Origin of the sequence: Agrobacterium sp. M50-1 (genome assembly GCF_049843495.1) — a bacterium.
In the GTDB taxonomy this organism is placed as follows: Bacteria; Pseudomonadota; Alphaproteobacteria; order Rhizobiales; family Rhizobiaceae; genus Agrobacterium; species Agrobacterium radiobacter.
In genome coordinates this window covers 535,210-553,716 of sequence record NZ_JBBHZH010000002.1, presented here as the reverse complement: position 1 = coordinate 553,716, position 18,507 = coordinate 535,210, and the positions used below count along the sequence as shown (strand labels likewise).

The following is an 18,507-nucleotide window of genomic DNA, read 5'->3' as shown; positions in this document are numbered from 1 at the left end:
TATGCCGACGACGACACGTTCCTCCATACCCGAGCACGTCGCCATCATCATGGATGGCAATGGACGCTGGGCAAAGCAGCGCGGTCTTCCGCGCGTGATGGGGCATCGCCGTGGGGTGGAGGCCGTGCGCGAGACCGTGCGCGCGGCCGGTGATTGCGGAATACGCTATCTCACGCTGTTTGCTTTCTCGTCGGAAAACTGGCGCAGACCCGAATCCGAGGTGAGTGACCTGATGGGGCTGTTGAAGGCTTTCATCCGGCGTGACCTTGCCGAACTGCATCGCGAAAATGTCCGTGTGCGGATCATCGGTGACAGGCAGGGGCTGAAGACCGACATACGCTCTCTCCTCGAAGAGGCGGAGCAGATGACGGCTGGCAATACCAAGCTGACGCTGGTGATCGCCTTCAACTATGGAAGCCGTGACGAGATTGTACGCGCCACGGCGGCAATCGCCCGCGATGTCGCCGAAGGCCGGCTCGATGCCGATTCGATCACGCCGGAGATGATTTCGGCCCGGCTCGACACGTCGGGCATGCCGGATCCGGATCTTATCATCCGCACCAGCGGCGAAGAGCGCCTGTCAAACTTCCTGCTCTGGCAGGCCGCTTATTCCGAGTTCCTGTTCGTTCCCGAATATTGGCCCGACTTCGACCGCCAGCGATTCTTCTCCGCAATCGAGCAATATGCAACGCGTGACCGCCGCTTTGGTGCACTCACCGAGCAGGTTGCCGTGGTAGGCGCCTGATGAGCCGTGAACTCAGACTGCGGATCGTCTCCGCAATCGTCATGGCGGCGGTCATTCTGGCCGCGACCTGGTATGGCGGCATTCTGTTTCGCATCGTCGCGGGTCTTCTGGCGATCCTCATCTATTATGAATGGTCGACGATTACCCGGCTGTCGGAAACCAACCCGACCGGCAATGCCTGGGGCTGGTTCGCGGTCGCCGTCATCGCCGGCAATACGATTTTTGGCGAATCCTCGCTCGATCTGCCGCTTTTATCCGGCTTCACGCTGACCGCAGCCCTGTTTCCGGTTTTGCGCGGCAGGAACTGGTGGCTGGTGGGCGGCATTTTTTATGCGGGCCTGAGCGGCATCTCGCTGGCGGCCATTCGCGGTGATGAGCTGACGGGCTTCGTGTCCATCCTTTTCATTTTCGCCGTCGTCTGGTCGACGGATATTCTCGCCTATTTCGTTGGACGCGCCATTGGCGGGCCGAAGCTTGCGCCTTCGATTTCGCCCGGCAAGACCTGGTCGGGTGCGATCGGCGGGGCAGCGGCGGCGGTGATCGGAGGCGGCGCAGTGTCCATGGCCTATCACGGCAGATTGAGCCTGCTGGTGCTGGGGCTCGCGTTCATCCTGTCGGTATTCAGCCAGATCGGTGACCTCTTTGAATCCTTCGTGAAACGGCGTTTCCAGGTCAAGGATTCCAGCCATCTCATTCCGGGCCATGGCGGCTTCATGGACCGTGTTGACGGTCTTGTTTTCGCCTGCTTTACGGTATTCCTCATTGCTTTCGTGCATGCGGCGGCAACCGGCGACGTGCCCGGATCGGGCGGCGGTCTGTTGCCGGGTTTCTGAATGGCGCGAAAGGTCACGACATAAAGGGCAGATTGTCATGAACACAGTAATGGCGGCGACCGGCTTTTTGACCGGCTATATCGTGCCCTTCATCCTGGTGCTGTCCCTGCTCGTTTTTGTCCATGAAATGGGCCACTATCTGGTCGGGCGCTGGTGCGGCATCCGTTCCACGGCATTTTCCATCGGCTTCGGCCCGGAGCTGATCGGTTTCACCGACAAGCACGGTACGCGGTGGAAGATTTCCGCGATTCCCCTCGGCGGTTACGTCAAGTTCTTCGGCGATGAGGATGCCGCCAGCAAGCCGGATAGTTCCGGCCTGTCGCATATGTCGCTGGAAGAGAGGGCGCAGACGCTTTCCGGCGCAAAGCTGTGGAAAAGAGCGGCCACGGTTGCTGCGGGCCCGATTGCAAATTTCATTCTCGCCATTCTCATCTTCGCGGTGCTTTTCGGCATTTATGGCCGGATGATCGCCGATCCGGTCGTGGCGGAAGTGCGCGAAAACAGCGCTGCCGCCGCAGCTGGCGTGCGGCCCGGCGACCGGCTGGTCGCAATCGATGGCGAAAAAGTGATGACTTTCGAGGATGTCCGCCGTTACGTCGGCATCCGCCCGGGCACGCCGATCACCGTAACCGTCGAAAGGGCGGGCGAGGAGATGAAGCTGCCGATGGTTCCGACCCGCACGGAAACCACCGACCAGTTCGGCAACAAGCTGGAAATGGGCATTATCGGCATCGTTACCGACCAGACCAGCGGCAATTTCCGCCATATTGAATATTCGCCGACCGAGGCCCTGGCCGAAGGCGTGCGCGAAACCGGCCACGTTATTACCGGAACCTTCAACTATATCGGCAATCTCGTGACCGGCCGCATGAATGCCGATCAGCTGGGTGGTCCGGTGCGGGTGGCGCAGGCGTCCGGCCAGATGGCGACGCTCGGCATTTCCGCTGTTATCCAGCTTGCCGCAGTCCTTTCCGTCTCGATCGGTCTGCTGAACCTGATGCCTGTGCCGGTTCTGGACGGCGGTCATCTGGTGTTTTACGCGATCGAGGCCATTCGCGGCAGGCCGCTCGGCGCGGGCGCGCAGGAAGTCGCGTTCCGTATCGGCATGATGATGATTTTGGGTCTTATGGTTTTTGCAACATGGAATGATATCAGCAGCTTGATCGGCTGAGGATTGTGTTTTAACGGTTTTGTTAGTTGTTTGTTTACCCTGTTTTTATGCCGAAGTGGCGAATGAGCCACTCTGGAGCACGAAGTAAACAGAATTTAACGTTCGCGCTTGCTTGTAGGGGAAAAGCAGGTAAAACGACGCACATGGCCGGAGTCGGGTTCCGCCCGCTGAGGGACAACGTAAAAAGGTAAGAATTGAAATGAAGGCTGGTTCAAGATTTTTGAACGCTGTGTCGGCGGTTGCTCTGTCTGCCGGTGTTGCTTCGGTTGCGGGCCTTGGCGTGCTTGCCTCTGCTGACGTTGCAAATGCAGCCGTCATCAGCAGGATCGATGTTCGCGGGGCTGAAAGGTCCGGCGCGGACTCCGTGCGTTCCAACATCACCATTGCGCCGGGTAAGAACTTTTCCAATTCGGATATCGATGAATCGGTGAAGCGTCTTTACGCCACCGGTTACTTCTCGAATGTCTCCATGCGCGTTTCCGGCAGCACGCTGGTCGTCACTGTCAATGAGAACCAGCTGGTCAACCAGGTGGTCTTCAACGGCAACCGCAAGATCAAGGACGACAAGCTCGCCGGCATCGTGCAGACCCAGTCCCTCGGCCCGTTCAATCAGGCCATCGTGACGGCGGATATCGCCCGCATCAAGGAAGCCTATGCCGCCATCGGCCGTAGCGATGTTGAAGTCACCACGCAGACCGTTTCCGTCGGTCAGGGCCGTGTGAACATTGCTTTCGTCATCAATGAAGGCGAGCGCACGAAGATCGGCCGTATCGATTTCGTCGGCAACAATGCCTATAGCGATGGTCGTCTGGCCGCCGTCATCAATACCAAGAAGTCCAACATGCTGTCGTTCCTGACACGCAAGGACGTCTACAACGAGGACAAGCTGCGCGCCGACGAAGAGGCGCTGCGCCAGTTCTACTACAACCGCGGTTACGCCGACTTCCGTGTCGTGTCCTCCGAAGCTGTGCTGGACGAGTCCAAGAACGAATACACCATCTCCATCACGGTCGATGAAGGTCAGCGTTACAACTTCGGCAACGTCGCGGTCGAATCGACCGTTCCGGGCGTCGACGGTTCGGAGCTGCAGGGCCTCGTGGAAACCCGTCAGGGTGGCAGCTACAGCGCCAAGGAAGTTCAGCAGAGCATGGAAGCGATTTCCAAGCGCGTGGCCGGCGAAGGTTATCCCTTTGCCCGCGTAACGCCGCGCGGCGACCGCGACATGGCTGGCAACACCATCGGTGTGACCTATATCGTCGACCAGGGCGAGCGCGCCTATGTCGAGCGTATCGAAATCCGTGGCAACACCCGTACGCGTGACTACGTCATTCGTCGCGAGTTCGATATCTCCGAAGGCGACGCGTTCAACCAGACGGTCATCACGGCTGCAAAGCGCCGTCTCGAAGCGCTCGGCTATTTCTCGAAGGTCAATATCTCGACCGCCGGCGGCAGCGCGCCTGACCGCGTCGTGATTGTTGTCGACGTCGAAGACCAGTCGACGGGTTCGTTCGGTATCGGCGCAGGCTATTCGCAGAACGACGGCGTTCTGCTCGAAGCCTCCATCGAAGAAAAGAACTTCCTCGGTCGTGGCCAGTACATTCGTCTTGCCGCCGGTGCGGGTGAAGACGATGCACGTAGCTACACGCTGTCCTTCACCGAGCCTTACTTCCTCGGCTATCGTCTTGCCGCAGGTTTCGACCTGTTCAAGAGCCAGAGCCGCAGCGAAGATTATTACGACTACGACGAGCAGGGTTTCGCGCTGCGTGTAACCGCGCCGATCACCGAGGACCTCTCGACCACGTTCAAGTACACCTACAAGCAGCTCAACTATGATGGCGAAGGCGACTGGGAAACCGGCAGTAACCTTGCCGCGCCTTATAAGGACCTGATCCGTGGCGGTGACTGGACGCAGTCCATCATTTCGAACACGCTGAACTACAACACGCTCGACGACCGCAACATGCCGCGTGAAGGCTGGCAGGCTGCTCTGACGAACGAATTTGCAGGCCTCGGCGGCGATTCCGAATATTACAAGATCTACGCCAAGGCTCGTTTCTTCTATACGCTGTCTGACGAATACGATGTCATCGGCTCGCTCACGGGTCAGGCCGGTCACGTAGTGCCGACGGGCGACAATCTGCTGGTCTTCGATCAGTTCAAGTTCGGCGGCCGTCAGGTTCGCGGCTTCAAGAACGATGGTATCGGTCCGCGTATCGGCTCCGACTCCATCGGCGGCACGACCTATTTCGCCGCGTCTGCTGAAGTCACGGCTCCGATGCCTGGCGTTCCGGAAGATTTCGGCCTGCGTCTTGCTGGCTTCGTGGATGCCGGCACGCTCTATGGCAACAAGGTTGCCAACAGTGCAGGTGTGAAGGACGACAACTCCATCCGCGCATCCGCTGGTGTCGGCGTGATGTGGGCGTCGCCCTTCGGTCCGATCCGCGTCGACTACGCGGTACCGATCGCCAAGGAAGACTACGACGAGGAACAGCGTTTCCGGTTTGGCATGTCCAACACTTTCTGATATCGGCAGTCCAGAACTGCAACTTTGAACGTTCTGGAGTTTCCGGCTGATGGAATACAATGCCTTTTTTCCGCCCCACGAAGGACTGCGATTGAAAGATATCGCAGACCGTTTTGGGGCGGAACTGTCTGACGACGCGGCGGGAGAACGGATTATCAGGTCCGTTTCGCCGGTCTATAGGGCAAAGCCCGATCAGCTCTGCTATATTCTTTCGCGCAAGAGCCGCGATGAGCTGCAGACCTGCGACGCTGGCGCCGTTATTTGTGATGCGGCGCTTGTAGACATGCTTCCGTCTCACACACCCGCGCTGATATCGAAGAACCCACACACTCTCTTTGCGCAGGTTGGCGCCCTTCTGCATCCTTCCGCCATGCGACCCGGTCCGATAGCGCGGATGGACGCCGAAATTTCCCATGCTGCGCATGTCGATCCATCCGCGAAGCTGGAGGCGGGCGTTATCGTCGAGGCGCTTGCCGTGATTGGAGCCGGCGCGCATATCGGCGCTGGTACACGGATTGGCCCCGGCGTCATCATCGGGCAGGATGTGCAGATAGGGCGCGATTGCACCATTGCAGGCGGCGCAAGCGTTCTTGCCTCGCTCATCGGTAATAATGTGATTATCCACAACGGCGCGCGCATCGGTCAGGACGGTTTCGGTTATGCCCCCGGTCCACGCGGCATGCTGAAGATCGTGCAGATCGGTCGTGTCATCATTCAGGACAATGTCGAGATTGGCGCCAACACCACGATCGATCGTGGCACCATGGATGACACGGTCATCGGCGAAGGCACCAAGATCGACAATCAGGTCCAGATCGGCCACAACGTCCGCATCGGCCGCCATTGCGGCATCGTCAGCAAGGTTGGCATTGCGGGCAGCACGCGCATCGGCGACGGTGTGATGATTGGTGGTGCGGCCGGCATCAATGGCCATATCAACATTGGCGACGGCGTGCAGATTGCGGCGATGAGCGGTGTTGTGGCGGACGTACCGGCAGGCGCCCGTTATGGCGGAACGCCTGCGCGTCCAATGAAATATTTCCTGCGCGACATGGCCGAAATTCTGGCGCGCGCTGAAGGGCGTGATAAAAAAACAGGAGAGAAAAACAATGACTGAAGAAACGAAGACGACGCTCGGCGCGGCTGACATTCTGGAAGTCATGAAGCTTCTGCCGCATCGTTACCCGTTCTTGCTGATCGACAAGATCATCGAGATCGATGGTAACAACTCGGCGATCGGCATCAAGAACGTCACCGTCAACGAACCGCATTTCACCGGCCATTTCCCGGATCGCCCGATCATGCCTGGTGTTCTGATCGTCGAAGCCATGGCCCAGACGGCAGGCGCGATCTGCGCCCGTAGCCAGGGTGAGGGCGGTTACCTCGTCTATTTCATGACCATCGACAATGCGCGTTTCCGCAGGCCCGTCGTTCCCGGTGATCGTCTGGAAATCCATGTGGTGAAGCAGCGTCAGCGCGGCAATGTCTTCAAATTCCATTGCGAGGCGAAGGTGGACGGCGCGCTGGTGGCGGAGGCCGATGTAGGCGCCATGATGATCCCCGAGGATCAGCAATGAGCACGATTGCCGCCTCGGCCAGAATTCATCCGAGCGCCGTGATCGAAGACGGTGCGGTGATCGGTGAAAACGTCGTCATCGGTGCGCTGAGCTATGTCGGCGCGAAAGTCACGCTGCATGACGATGTCCAGCTGCACAATCACGCCGTTGTTTCCGGCCTGACCGTGATCGGCCGTGGTTCGGTTGTCCATCCCATGGCGGTTATCGGCGGCACGCCACAGGCAATTCGCCACGACGGTTCGGAAACGACCCTCGAGATCGGTGAGCGCTGCATCATGCGTGAAGGCGTGACGATGAACGCCGGCAGTTCCGATGGCAGCAGCAAGACCATTATCGGTGACGATAATCTTTTCCTCGCCAATTCGCATGTGGCGCATGATTGCCGCCTCGGCAGCCACATCGTCCTGTCCAACAATGTGATGCTGGCGGGCCATGTCACCATTGAGGACCGCGCTATTCTCGGCGGTGGCTGCGCCGTGCACCAGTTCACCCGCATCGGCCGCCAGGCCTTTATCGGCGGACTTTCGGCGGTCAATTACGATGTCATTCCCTATGGCATGCTGAATGGCAATCCCGGCATCCTCGGCGGCCTGAACGTCGTCGGCATGACCCGTGCCGGCATCGAGCGCGCCGATATCCACAAGGTCAGACGCGTCTACAAGGCGATTTTCGAGGCTGAGGGCACGATCCGCGGCAATGCGGCGGCCATCGACCGTAACGACTATCTGGATTGCCCGCAGGCGCTTGAGGTCATCGATTTCATCGGTGCGGATAGCGACCGTGCGATCTCTTCGCCCAACCGGGGCAAGTGAGCCGTGACAGGCGGCGGGCGTCTCGCCATTGTGGCCGGCAGCGGCCAGCTGCCGCTTTATGTGGCGTCAGCCGCCCGTGAGATGGGCGAGAACCCTTTCATCGTGCGCCTGCGTGATGATTCCCGTTTCGACTGGAGCGGTTTCGACAATGCCGTCATCAGTGTCGGTGATGTTGCCGGGCTTGGCCGTATGCTGCGCGAAAACCAGGTAGACCGTGTCGTGCTTTCCGGCGGTGTGGCGCGACGGCCGGAATGGCGGGAAATCCGCCCTACACTCGGCATCCTGCTCAAACTGCCTTCCATTGTCAGAACACTGCTGTCGAGCGGCGACGACGCCGTTCTGCAGATGGTCATCAAGATCATCGGCACGCTTGGCGCAAAAGTCATCGGTGCCCATGAGATCGCCCCCGGCCTGCTGGCCTCTATAGGCCCTTTCGGTACGCAAAAACCTGCCGAGGATGATCTGCGTGATATACGCAAGGCTGCGGAAGCCGCGCTTGCGCTCGGCAAGCTCGATGTGGGGCAGGGTGCAGTTGCCGTCGGTGGCCGTATCGTTGCGCTGGAAGGCGTTGAGGGCACGGACGCCATGCTGGCGCGCGTCGCGGCATTGCGCGCCGAAGGACGTATATCCCCGCGCCGCAAGGGTGTACTCGTAAAGCTGTGCAAGCCGCAGCAGGATGTGCGCGCCGACCTGCCGACAATCGGTGTGGAAACGGTGGAGAATGCGCGCAAGGCCGGATTGGCCGGCATCGCCGTCGAAGCCGGACGGGCGCTGGTGCTTGATCGCGAGGCGATGTTGAAAGCGGCCGACGAGGCGGGCATATTCGTCTGCGGTATCGATACGTCACTCAGCGGAGACATGATGGGGGAGAGTTGATCGGATGACGGCGGCATTAAAAGTGGCGGTCATAGCCGGAGAGGTATCCGGTGATCTTCTGGGCGCGGATCTGATCCGGTCGCTCAAGGCCCGATATGCAGGCCCCGTCGAGCTGGTGGGTGTCGGCGGCGATGCGCTGGAAGCACAGGGTCTGGTTTCCCTGTTCGACTATTCCGAGCTCTCCATCATGGGCTTCACGCAGGTTCTGAAAAAGCTGCCGAAGCTCATTGCGCGGATCAACCAGACCGCTCAGGCAATCGCTGCTGCAAAGCCCGATATTCTGCTGATCATTGACAGCCCGGATTTCACCCATCGCGTTGCGAAGAAAGTCCGCCGGCAATTGCCGCATCTGCCTGTTGTCAATTATGTCTGCCCCAGCGTCTGGGCGTGGAAGGAATATCGCGCCACTGCGATGCTGTCCTATGTCGATCATGTTCTGGCTCTGCTCCCCTTCGAGCCGGAAGCGATGCGCCGTCTCGGCGGCCCCCCGACGACCTTTGTCGGCCATCGGCTCAGCGTCGATGCCGATGTGCTCTCAGTGCGGCAGAAGCGGGCGGAACGCGCTCTACCGGCAGATGGCCAGCCGAAAACCATCCTCCTCCTGCCGGGCTCGCGTTCCACTGAAACGACGCGGCTGATGGAGCCTTTTCAGGCGGCAGCGAGAGCTTTTGTAGAGCGCAACGGTCCGACGCGGTTTCTCCTGCCCACCGTGCCACGTCAGGAAAAACGCATCCGCGAACTGGCGGCATCATGGCCGGAGGATATCAGGCCCGAAATCGGCATCGATTCCGCCTTCAAATGGAACGCGTTTGCTGAAGCCGATGCGGCCATCGCCGCTTCCGGCACGGTCATTCTGGAACTTGCACTCGCGGGCGTACCAACCATCTCGGTCTACAAGACCGACTGGATTTTCACCATGTTGAGCAAGCGGGTGAAAACCTGGACTGGCGCCTTGCCGAACCTGATCGCCGACTACGCCATCGTTCCGGAATATTTCAACGAGGTGGTCAGGTCAGGCTCGATGCTGCGCTGGGCGGAACGTCTGTCTTCCGACACCACCGAGCGGCGGGCGATGCTCGAAGGTTACGCGCTGGTGCAGCAGCGTTTGCACACGGATGTACCGCCGGGCGAAACCGGCGCACGCATTCTTCTCGATGTCCTCAACAACAAGAACAGTCCCTCGGTATAGTCGCAGCCGTCCTGTCATCAGGCGGTGGAAAAAACGGTTTTTCCGATAGGTTAAGCTGGCCGCCGCCTTGCCGCCAATGCGGGCAGGCGAGGGGTCGGTTTTAACGCATTTGATCGTTAGGACGGCAATTCTCTGGCCTTCAGAGGGTTCGCGGCCGGCGAATTTACGTCTGGCACACCTCTTGCTTTCAATCTTGTATGCAAGATAGCCATACATCAGAAAGCGCCCAGAGCGCTGTGGAAGACGCCATCATATCAGGCATCCTTTCCGCTCGCATCCGCCCGGGCACTCGCCTTAGCGAGAACCAGCTCGCCAGCCTTTTCGGCGTGTCGCGCACGCGCATCCGCGAGGCGATGATGCGGCTTGAAACGCGCGGCATCGTTACCGTCAGCCCGCGCCGCGGCTGGTTCGTGGTGGAGCCTTCCGCCGAAGAGTCCATCAAGGTCTATGAGGCGCGGCGCATCATCGAATATGGACTTTTACGCAACCTTTCCGCCATCAGCGCGGAAGGCATAACGATCCTCGCCGATCATCTCGATGAAGAAAAGGCGGCGATTGCCAAAGGCGACCGCCAGCGCCTGACCTGTCTGATGGGCGATTTCCACATCCGCATCGCGGAGATCGCCGGAAACGACATCATCGTCGAAACGCTGCGCGACCTGACGGCCAGAACAATCCTCATCTCCATGCTCTACCAGTCCGATTTCCATGCGCAGCAATCGCATGACGGGCATTGCCGCATCTTCGAGGCGATCAAGGCGGCCGATTTTCACGCCGCCGCCGAACTCGCCATCCGCCACCTCGACGAAGTCGAAACCGGTCTCGATCTCACCCGCAGACCGGACCCGCTCTACGAACTTCGCAATTCGCTTTCACTGCAACCGCTTTCCTCAAGCCCCAAGGAGTAATTCCCAATGATTTCCAGACGTTCATTGCTTGCCATTGCCGCGATTTCCGCAACACTTGGTTTTTCGCCCGCAGCCTTTGCCGATGCGCTCGGTGATATCACGTCCCGAGGCACGATCCGCGTTGCGGTCCCGCAGGATTTCCCGCCCTTCGGCAGCGTCGGCACCGATATGGCCCCGCAGGGCTACGATATCGACGTCGCCAACCTGATCGGCGAGAAGCTCGGCGTGAAGGTCGAGCTGGTGCCGGTCACCAGCGCAAACCGCGTTCCCTATCTTCAGACCAACAAGGTCGATCTCGTCATTTCGAGCCTCGGCAAGAACCCGGACCGTGAAAAGGTCATCGACTTCTCCACCGCCTATGCGCCTTTCTTCAACGGCGTGTTCGCCCCGGACTCGCTTGCTGTCACCAAGGCCGAAGATTTGGCCGGCAAGACCATCGGCGTTACCCGTGGCGCCGTCGAGGATCTGGAACTGACCAAGGTCGCTCCCGCCGATACCACGATCAAGCGCTACGAGGACAATAACGGCACGATTTCGGCCTTCCTCGCCGGCCAGGTGGAAGCCGTCGCCACGGGCAATGTCGTGGCCGCCGCCATTCTCGCGAAGAACCCGCCGAAGCGTCCCGAGCTTAAGTTCCTGATCAAGAACTCGCCCTGCTATATCGGCCTGAACAAGGAACAGCCGGCGCTCCTGGAAAAGGTCAACGCCATCATCGCCACCGCAAAGACCGACGGTTCGCTGAACACCATCGCACAGAAGTGGCTGAAAACCGATCTTCCGAAGGATCTGTGACCAACCCGGAAAACACATGCGCCGGCCCCTTCTGATCCCGGTCCGGCGTATGGTTTGTCCTCTTCCGAAGGAAACATCGGGTGAAATACACGTTCGATTTTGGATGGCTCCTCGAATATTATCCGCAGATCGCCAAGGGTATCGCCGTCACGCTTGAATTGATCGCCGTCGGCGGCGTTCTCGGCATCGCGCTCGGCATATTCTGTGCCTGGGTGCGCGCGCTTGGCCCGAAATGGCTGCGGCCGCCGGTCGCGACCTATGTGGAACTCATTCGCAATACGCCGTTTCTCATACAATTGTTTTTTATCTTTTTCGGCCTGCCGTCGCTTGGCCTGCAACTGTCGGAACTGAGCGCTGCCAATATCGCCATGGTGGTCAATCTCGGGGCCTATAGCTGCGAGATCATTCGTGCCGGCATTCAGGCGACGCCGAAGGGGCAGTTCGAGGCCGGCGCAAGCCTTGCCATGACCCGTTTCGAAACCTTCCGCCACGTGGTGCTGGTTCCCTCCCTGCAACGAATATGGCCGGCGCTCTCCTCGCAGGTGGTAATCGTCATGCTCGGTTCGTCGGTCGTGTCGCAGATCGCCGCCGAGGACCTGACCTTCGCGGCCAATTTCATCCAGTCGCGCACCTTCCGCGCCTTCGAAGCCTACATGGTCTCCACCGTCATCTATCTCGTGCTAGCCATTCTTCTCCGGCAGGTGCTGCTGATGGGCGGCAACCTCATTTTTCCGCGCAGGAGTGTCCGATGATCGAGTTCTCCACCTGGGATATTCTCAGAAACCTGCTGCTCGCCACGCGCTGGACCGTGCTGCTCTCGCTCGTCTCCTTTGCGGGCGGCGGCTTGGTGGCGCTGCTTCTGCTCTTCATGCGCATTTCCCGGAAAAAATCGATACGGGCTTTCGCACGCTATTATGTCGAGCTTTTTCAGGGAACGCCGCTGCTGATGCAGCTCTTCATAGCCTTTTTCGGCCTTGGTCTCTTCGGTATCGATGTGCCGGCCTGGCTCGCGGCGGGTCTGACGCTGATCCTGTGGGCAGCAGCCTTCCTGACCGAAATCTGGCGTGGCTGCGTCGAATCTGTCGCCAAGGGGCAATGGGAGGCGTCGGCAAGCCTTGCCATGGGCCGCCTGCAGCAGATGCGTTACGTCATCCTGCCGCAGGCCATGCGGGTCGCCATTCCGCCGACCGTCGGTTTTTTCGTGCAGGTCATCAAGGGAACGGCGGTGACCTCGATCATCGGTTTCGTGGAACTGTCCAAGGCCGGCACGGTCGTCACCAACGCCACCTTCCAGCCCTTCACCGTTTATGGCCTCGTGGCCCTCATCTATTTCGCGCTGTGCTGGCCTCTGTCGAAGAGCAGCCAGATCCTCGAAAGGAAGCTCAATGTCGCTCATCGAAATCACTGAAGTCCGCAAAAGCTATGGCAGCAACGAGGTTCTGAAGGGCATCAATCTCGATGTCGAGCCGGGCGAGGTCATCGCCATCATCGGCAAGAGCGGATCGGGAAAATCGACCCTGCTTCGTTGCATCAACGGGCTCGAGACGATTTCGGCCGGTTCCATCTCGGTCGCCGGCGCGCAGCTTCTCGAAGATGATCTCCATCTCAAGGCGCTGCGGCTGAAGGTCGGCATGATCTTCCAGCAGTTCAACCTCTTCCCGCACCAGACCGTCGGCGGCAATGTCATGCTGTCACAGATGGTGGTCAAGAAGACGCCGAAACCGGAAGCGGAAGCCGTTGCCCGCAAGATGCTGGAACGGGTCGGGCTGGCGCATAAATTCGATGCTTATCCCGATGAATTGTCAGGTGGCCAGCAACAGCGCGTCGCCATTGCCCGCGCCCTTGCCATGCAGCCGATCGCTTTGCTCTGCGACGAAATCACTTCGGCGCTCGACCCCGAACTTGTTGCGGAAGTGCTTGCCGTGGTGCGTGAACTCGCCGCCGAAGGCATGACGCTCTTGATGGTGACGCATGAAATGAAATTTGCGCGGGACGTCTGCTCCCGCGTCGTCTTCATGCATGAGGGCAGGGTGCATGAAATTGGCCCGCCGGAAGAAGTGTTCGCCAATCCCGCAACCCCGGAACTCAAGCAGTTTCTGGGCGTTGCGGCGCGCCATTGAGAAGCATTCTGGCGTTCAACAAAAAAGGCCGGCGGGTGAAAACCTGCCGGCCTTTAATCTTATATGGTTTCGCGGCTTAGCGCTTGGAAACCGGAACGTAGTCGCGCTTGCCGGCGCCCGTGTAGAGCTGACGCGGACGGCCGATGCGCTGCTGCGGATCTTCGATCATTTCGTTCCACTGTGCGATCCAGCCGACGGTGCGGGCGAGCGCGAAGAGAACGGTGAACATGGTCGTGGGGAAGCCGAGCGCCTTCAGCGTGATGCCCGAATAGAAGTCGACATTCGGGTAGAGCTTCTTCTCGACGAAGTAAGGATCGGAAAGGGCGATTTTTTCCAGCTCCAGAGCAACCTGCATGATCGGATCGTCGGAGTTGCCGGTGGCTTCCAGCACTTCGTACATCGTCTTCTGCATGATCTTGGCGCGCGGGTCGTAGTTCTTGTAGACGCGGTGGCCAAAGCCCATCAGGCGGAACGGATCGTTCTTGTCCTTGGCGCGGGCGATATATTCCGGAATACGGTCAACCGTGCCGATTTCGTTCAGCATGTTGAGCGCTGCTTCGTTGGCGCCGCCATGAGCCGGCCCCCAGAGGCAGGCAATGCCAGCCGCGATACAGGCGAACGGGTTCGCGCCCGAAGAACCGGCAAGACGCACCGTGGAGGTGGAGGCGTTCTGCTCGTGATCGGCATGCAGGATGAAGATGCGGTCCATGGCGCGGGCCAGAACCGGATCGACCTTGTAGTCCTCGCACGGCACGGCAAAGCACATGTGCAGGAAATTGGAGGCGTAATCGAGATCGTTCTTCGGGTAAACGAAGGGCTGGCCGATATGATACTTATAGGCCATGGCGGCGATCGTCGGCATCTTCGCAATCATGCGCAGCGAAGCGACCATGCGCTGGTGCGGATCGGTAATGTCGGTCGAGTCGTGGTAGAAGGCCGAGAGAGCGCCGACCGTGCCGCACATGACGGCCATCGGATGTGCGTCGCGACGATAGCCGGTGAAGAAGCGGCTCATCTGCTCATGCACCATGGTGTGGCGCGTGACGCGGGTGTCGAAATCCTTCTTCTGCGCAGCCGTCGGCAGTTCGCCGTAGAGCAGCAGGTAGCAGGTTTCCAGGAAGTCACCCTGTTCGGCAAGCTGCTCGATGGGGAAACCACGGTGCAGGAGAACGCCTTCGTCACCATCGATATAGGTGATCTTGGATTCGCAGGAGGCCGTCGAGGTGAAACCCGGGTCGTAGGTGAAGGAGCCCGTGTGCTTGTACAGCGTGGCGATATCGACGACGCTTGGTCCAATCGTGCCTTCCCTGACCGGGAGTTCGACCTGTTTTTCGCCAAGTGTCACTGTAGCGCTTTTTTCCGTCATACTGATCCTCCGAAAACATGCGGGTGGGGGCGTTGAGACACGCCCCGCGGTTAAGCGTCTACCGATTAGCTATATGATCCTTGCGCCGATGCCAAGCTATCCAAAGGTCAAATTGTGCATTGCGGCATACGCAATTGCGTTGCTTTTCGCTTTATCATCATGGCAATTCGATCTCGGTCAACGCAGGGTTAAAGGAAAGCATTGCAATCCCTCGCATCCGCCTGCAAACCTGTTTCCGGTGCGGCAGGGGCGCGGCGCGGATTGCCTGGTCAAGGGGAAAAACAGCATTTCGGATATGCGGAAACGATGCAGGGCGGCTTGCCCGGCACGGCGGAGATTCTGTTTCCACTACACAGAGCCGGGGATGTCGCGACATATGACCCACCCGCCCTTGTCAGCAGGCCAAAACTGCGTGCTCTCGCCTCTCAAAAAATCGCCGCCTGCGTTGCCGAGGAGCGCGCATTCGGCCACGATTTTCTTTTCGCGCCGGTTTTCATCGGCTGTGGTGCGATCTTCTGGTTTTCCCTCGACACCTCGCCTTCACTCCCTGTTCTGGCGATCGCATGTCTCATTGCAGCGGGTCTGGCATCCTTCACGAAATATCGTTCGGGTCTGGCGGCGACGGCCTGCGGCTTTTTCGCGCTGTTCTTGCTGGGCATGCTTTTCGCCGAGATCGAAACGCGGCGGGTGGGAACCGTGGTGCTGGATACACCCGTCACCACTACCATTACAGGCACGGTGACGCGCCGGGAGGTCGATGCGCGCGGGGATTGGCGATATGTGGTGCGGCTTGCCGCGACGGAGGCGCCGGCATTGTCACGCCCGCCGGAAAAGGTCTCGCTTCTCTCACGCGGGGGAGGTGAGCCTGTCGCACTGGGCGCGACCATTCGTGGTAAGGCGCGGCTTTCGCCACCATCCGGCCCGGCTTTGCCGGGGCTCAACGATTTCGCCTTTGCCTCCTATTTCAGGGGCATAGGCGCGACGGGCTTCTTTTATAAGCCGCCACAGACGGTCATATCACCCGAAGATGACGTCAGGGCCGGAACGGACTGGCTGGAATGGGCCGATATGCGGCTTTATGGCCTGCGCACCGCCATTGCGGAACGCATCCGCAACACCATCGGCGGGGACGCCGGCGCTTTTGCCGCCTCCATCGTCACCGATGAGAGACAGGCCATATCCGCCGGGACGATGGAAGCGCTGCGGCTTTCCGGCCTTGCCCACATCGTCGCCATATCCGGGCTCAACATGGCGCTGGCGTCAGGCATATTCTTTGTGGGGCTGAGGCTTGCCTTCAGCCTTTTTCCGGCCTTTGCGCAGCGCTGGCCCGTCAAGAAAATCTCGGCTTTCGCCGCACTCCTGATGACGCTTGCCTATTATCTGATTTCCGGTTTCGCCGTCTCCGCCGAACGCGCCTGGCTGATGATGTCGGTGATGCTGATCGCTGTTCTCTTCGATCAACCCTCGCTCAGTCTCAGGAATGTTGCGCTTTCCGCTCTGGTCATTCTTGCCTTGTCGCCTTCGGAAATCATGGGGCCGAGCTTCCAGATGTCCTTTGCCGCAACCATCGCGCTCGTCGCCTCCTATGCCGCCTGGAGCCGCTGGCGTGTTGATCGCGAGCGGCTGTTCATCGGGCGCAAACCGGCATGGATGACGGTGGCGCAAACGGCGGGCGCCATCATCGGCGGCGTCATCACGACCTCGTTGATCGGCGGTCTTTCGACTGCGATCTATTCCGCCGAGCATTTTCAGCGTGTCACCACCTATGGACTTTTTGCCAATCTGGCCGCCATGCCGCTCATGTCGCTGATCGTCATGCCTTTCGGCCTTGTCGCCATGCTGCTGATGCCTTTCGGGCTTGATGCTCCGTTCCTCAAGGTCATGGGTTACGGTATGGCTCTCGTGATCGAAGTTTCTCGGGAGGTGGCCTCCTGGGGAGGAAGCGCTGCGACGGGGCGGCCACATGGCTGGTTCCTGGGGCTTGCCTCCGTTGGTTTTCTGCTGCTGGCATTGTTACGCAGCCGGCTGGCGCTTCTTGGTTTGCCGTTTCTGGTCCTCGCCTTTGGCCTGTCGGCGACCACGGCCTATCGCAATCCGCCTCATCTGCTTGTTCATGAGGATGGCATGCTGGTGGCGCTGCTGGAGGATGGCAAAGCCTACACGACGAAAACACGGCCGCAGGGTTTCGTTTATGACCAGTGGCAAAGGGCACTGCTGCTGCCGGAACAGCCAGTTCCGCCGGTCTTTCTCAAGAGCGAGGCTGCGGCAACCACCGTGGCTTTGACCAAGGCGAAGCTTGATCCGGAAAAGATGAGGGCTGTTGCACGGCAGATGACGGTGGCCCTGAGAGACGCGGAGCCCGGTATTTTCACCTGCAGCAAGGGCATATGGTGTGCCGCACGCGCGGGAAGCGGCGAATGGATCATCGTTCTGGAAGACGGTCGTTTTGCCGGAAAGGCTTGTGATATCGCCGACATTGTCGTCGTTTCCCGCAGAACGTCCTTCTCCCAATGCCGCTCGGGCGCACTTCTGCTGAACAGCGATATCCTGCGGCGGATCGGCTCTCTGGAAATAGATTTCGCCGGCAGCGATCAGGCAGCGGTAGTCGGAAGGCTGCGCGCCGCAATAGCCGGCATGGACAGGCCCTGGAGCGAACATCGCTATTACGACTGGAAAAGCGGCCGTTTCAACCATGACGTCCCTGATGCCGTCACGCGGTTGCTGGCGGCACCACAATGAGGGCCGCCAGGCTGGGCCGTCACGCCTTGATGCGCAGATCCGCCGTCAATTCGCCGATCCCGCCGATTTCCTCTTCATGCGCCGCGTCGCGCCAGGTTTCCTTGAGGCCCGCCTCGTACCATTCGCGCATGGCGGGCAAGGCGAGCAGCCGGTCACAATAGGCTTTCGCTGCGGGCGAAAGTTCCGCGCCGTAGGTCTGGAAACGGAAAGCCACCGGGCAGAAAAAGGCATCGACCGCCGTAAATTTCTGGCCGGCAAGAAAGGGCCCGCCGAATTTTGCAAGGCCTTCGCTCCACAGCGCATCGATGCGCTTTATGTCGGCCGCAAGCCCGGTATTGCCACCCTTCGGTTTCACGCGAATGCCGACCGACATCGGATAGAGATTGCGCAGCGAGAAAAAGCCCGCATGCATTTCGCTCGCAGCCGAACGCGACCATGCTCTTGCCTGCTTGTCGCTTGCCCAGACGCCCTGGTGTCGCTCCGCCAGATATTCGGCGATCGACAATGATTCCCAAACCGTCACGCCTTCATCAACAAGGCAGGGCACCTTGCCGGTTGGAGAAAAGGTGGAGAAGGAAACGCCTTCGCCGAAGGGAACGAGTTTTTCATCGAAAGCAATGCCGAGCGTGCGCATCAATACCCACGGCCGCAATGACCATGAGGAATAGTTCTTGTTGGCGATATAAAGATCGTACATGGCGTGTTCCCCGATATGATGCGCATTTCTATACCGGCGGATGGGCCCAGGAATATTGCAAATAATCCATGGCTCCCATAAGCCCTATTGATGAATGGGGTGGGGAGAAAAGAAGCACCTGCACGTCACCATTCGGAGATGACGGCGAAACACACTGC

General features: G+C 59.6%; 17 protein-coding genes. 15 read left to right on the top strand and 2 right to left on the bottom strand.

The window, feature by feature from the left end; translation table 11 throughout:
* The first annotated feature begins 1 nt into the window (after nucleotide 1).
* The 14 genes from WDZ78_RS06840 to WDZ78_RS06775 all read left to right on the top strand — a co-directional run bounded on the left by WDZ78_RS06840 (nucleotide 2) and on the right by WDZ78_RS06775 (nucleotide 13,547).
* Complete coding sequence (locus WDZ78_RS06840; RefSeq protein ID WP_425672633.1) at nucleotides 2-745, top strand: isoprenyl transferase; 744 nt, start codon at nucleotides 2-4, stop codon at nucleotides 743-745.
* Nucleotides 745-1,578, top strand: coding sequence for a phosphatidate cytidylyltransferase (locus tag WDZ78_RS06835; protein WP_020012418.1), 834 nt, complete (start codon nucleotides 745-747; stop codon nucleotides 1,576-1,578). The genes WDZ78_RS06840 and WDZ78_RS06835 overlap by 1 nt, the downstream gene beginning before the upstream one ends.
* A gap of 49 nt (nucleotides 1,579-1,627) precedes the next feature.
* On the top strand, nucleotides 1,628-2,749 hold the full coding sequence (rseP, locus tag WDZ78_RS06830) for an RIP metalloprotease RseP (RefSeq protein WP_425672703.1): 1,122 nt from the start codon (nucleotides 1,628-1,630) through the stop codon (nucleotides 2,747-2,749).
* Nucleotides 2,750-2,948: 199 nt separating this feature from the next.
* Nucleotides 2,949-5,273, top strand: a complete 2,325-nt coding sequence (gene bamA, locus WDZ78_RS06825; protein ID WP_020012420.1) for an outer membrane protein assembly factor BamA — start codon at nucleotides 2,949-2,951, stop codon at nucleotides 5,271-5,273.
* A 49-nt stretch (nucleotides 5,274-5,322) separates the two neighbouring features.
* Complete coding sequence (gene lpxD / locus WDZ78_RS06820; protein ID WP_425672632.1) at nucleotides 5,323-6,390, top strand: UDP-3-O-(3-hydroxymyristoyl)glucosamine N-acyltransferase; 1,068 nt, start codon at nucleotides 5,323-5,325, stop codon at nucleotides 6,388-6,390.
* Nucleotides 6,383-6,850, top strand: coding sequence for a 3-hydroxyacyl-ACP dehydratase FabZ (gene fabZ, locus WDZ78_RS06815; protein WP_003502572.1), 468 nt, complete (start codon nucleotides 6,383-6,385; stop codon nucleotides 6,848-6,850). Before lpxD ends, fabZ begins: the two co-directional genes overlap by 8 nt.
* The gene (gene lpxA, locus WDZ78_RS06810; RefSeq protein ID WP_003521399.1) at nucleotides 6,847-7,662 is read left to right on the top strand and encodes an acyl-ACP--UDP-N-acetylglucosamine O-acyltransferase; all 816 of its coding nucleotides are present in this window, start codon (nucleotides 6,847-6,849) and stop codon (nucleotides 7,660-7,662) included. The genes fabZ and lpxA overlap by 4 nt, the downstream gene beginning before the upstream one ends.
* 3 nt (nucleotides 7,663-7,665) lie before the next feature.
* Nucleotides 7,666-8,538, top strand: coding sequence for an LpxI family protein (locus WDZ78_RS06805; RefSeq protein WP_425672631.1), 873 nt, complete (start codon nucleotides 7,666-7,668; stop codon nucleotides 8,536-8,538).
* A 4-nt stretch (nucleotides 8,539-8,542) separates the two neighbouring features.
* Nucleotides 8,543-9,727: a lipid-A-disaccharide synthase gene (gene lpxB, locus WDZ78_RS06800; RefSeq protein WP_425672630.1), complete on the top strand. Its 1,185-nt coding sequence runs from the start codon at nucleotides 8,543-8,545 to the stop codon at nucleotides 9,725-9,727.
* Nucleotides 9,728-9,924: 197 nt separating this feature from the next.
* Entirely contained in the window at nucleotides 9,925-10,635 is a 711-nt protein-coding gene (locus WDZ78_RS06795; RefSeq protein WP_020012425.1) for a GntR family transcriptional regulator, read from the top strand.
* Nucleotides 10,636-10,641: 6 nt separating this feature from the next.
* Entirely contained in the window at nucleotides 10,642-11,427 is a 786-nt protein-coding gene (locus tag WDZ78_RS06790) for a transporter substrate-binding domain-containing protein (RefSeq protein WP_020012426.1), read from the top strand.
* An 80-nt stretch (nucleotides 11,428-11,507) separates the two neighbouring features.
* Nucleotides 11,508-12,179, top strand: a complete 672-nt coding sequence (locus WDZ78_RS06785; protein ID WP_020012427.1) for an amino acid ABC transporter permease — start codon at nucleotides 11,508-11,510, stop codon at nucleotides 12,177-12,179.
* Nucleotides 12,176-12,835, top strand: coding sequence for an amino acid ABC transporter permease (locus tag WDZ78_RS06780; RefSeq protein ID WP_020012428.1), 660 nt, complete (start codon nucleotides 12,176-12,178; stop codon nucleotides 12,833-12,835). Before WDZ78_RS06785 ends, WDZ78_RS06780 begins: the two co-directional genes overlap by 4 nt.
* Nucleotides 12,813-13,547, top strand: a complete 735-nt coding sequence (locus WDZ78_RS06775; RefSeq protein WP_425672629.1) for an amino acid ABC transporter ATP-binding protein — start codon at nucleotides 12,813-12,815, stop codon at nucleotides 13,545-13,547. The genes WDZ78_RS06780 and WDZ78_RS06775 overlap by 23 nt, the downstream gene beginning before the upstream one ends.
* Before the next feature lie 76 nt (nucleotides 13,548-13,623).
* On the opposite strand, the gene gltA is transcribed toward WDZ78_RS06775, so the two are convergent.
* Nucleotides 13,624-14,913 (bottom strand): citrate synthase, encoded by a 1,290-nt coding sequence (gltA, locus tag WDZ78_RS06770; RefSeq protein WP_003502585.1) that lies wholly within the window; start codon nucleotides 14,911-14,913, stop codon nucleotides 13,624-13,626.
* Nucleotides 14,914-15,219: 306 nt separating this feature from the next.
* Here gltA and WDZ78_RS06765 point away from each other — a divergent pair, with 306 nt between their 5' ends.
* Nucleotides 15,220-17,652 carry a ComEC/Rec2 family competence protein gene (locus WDZ78_RS06765; RefSeq protein ID WP_425672628.1) on the top strand — a complete coding sequence of 811 codons (2,433 nt, stop codon included), beginning with the start codon at nucleotides 15,220-15,222 and terminating at the stop codon, nucleotides 17,650-17,652.
* A gap of 19 nt (nucleotides 17,653-17,671) precedes the next feature.
* Here WDZ78_RS06765 and WDZ78_RS06760 read toward each other — a convergent pair whose 3' ends face one another.
* On the bottom strand, nucleotides 17,672-18,349 hold the full coding sequence (locus WDZ78_RS06760) for a glutathione S-transferase family protein (RefSeq protein WP_425672627.1): 678 nt from the start codon (nucleotides 18,347-18,349) through the stop codon (nucleotides 17,672-17,674).
* Nucleotides 18,350-18,507 lie beyond the last annotated feature (158 nt).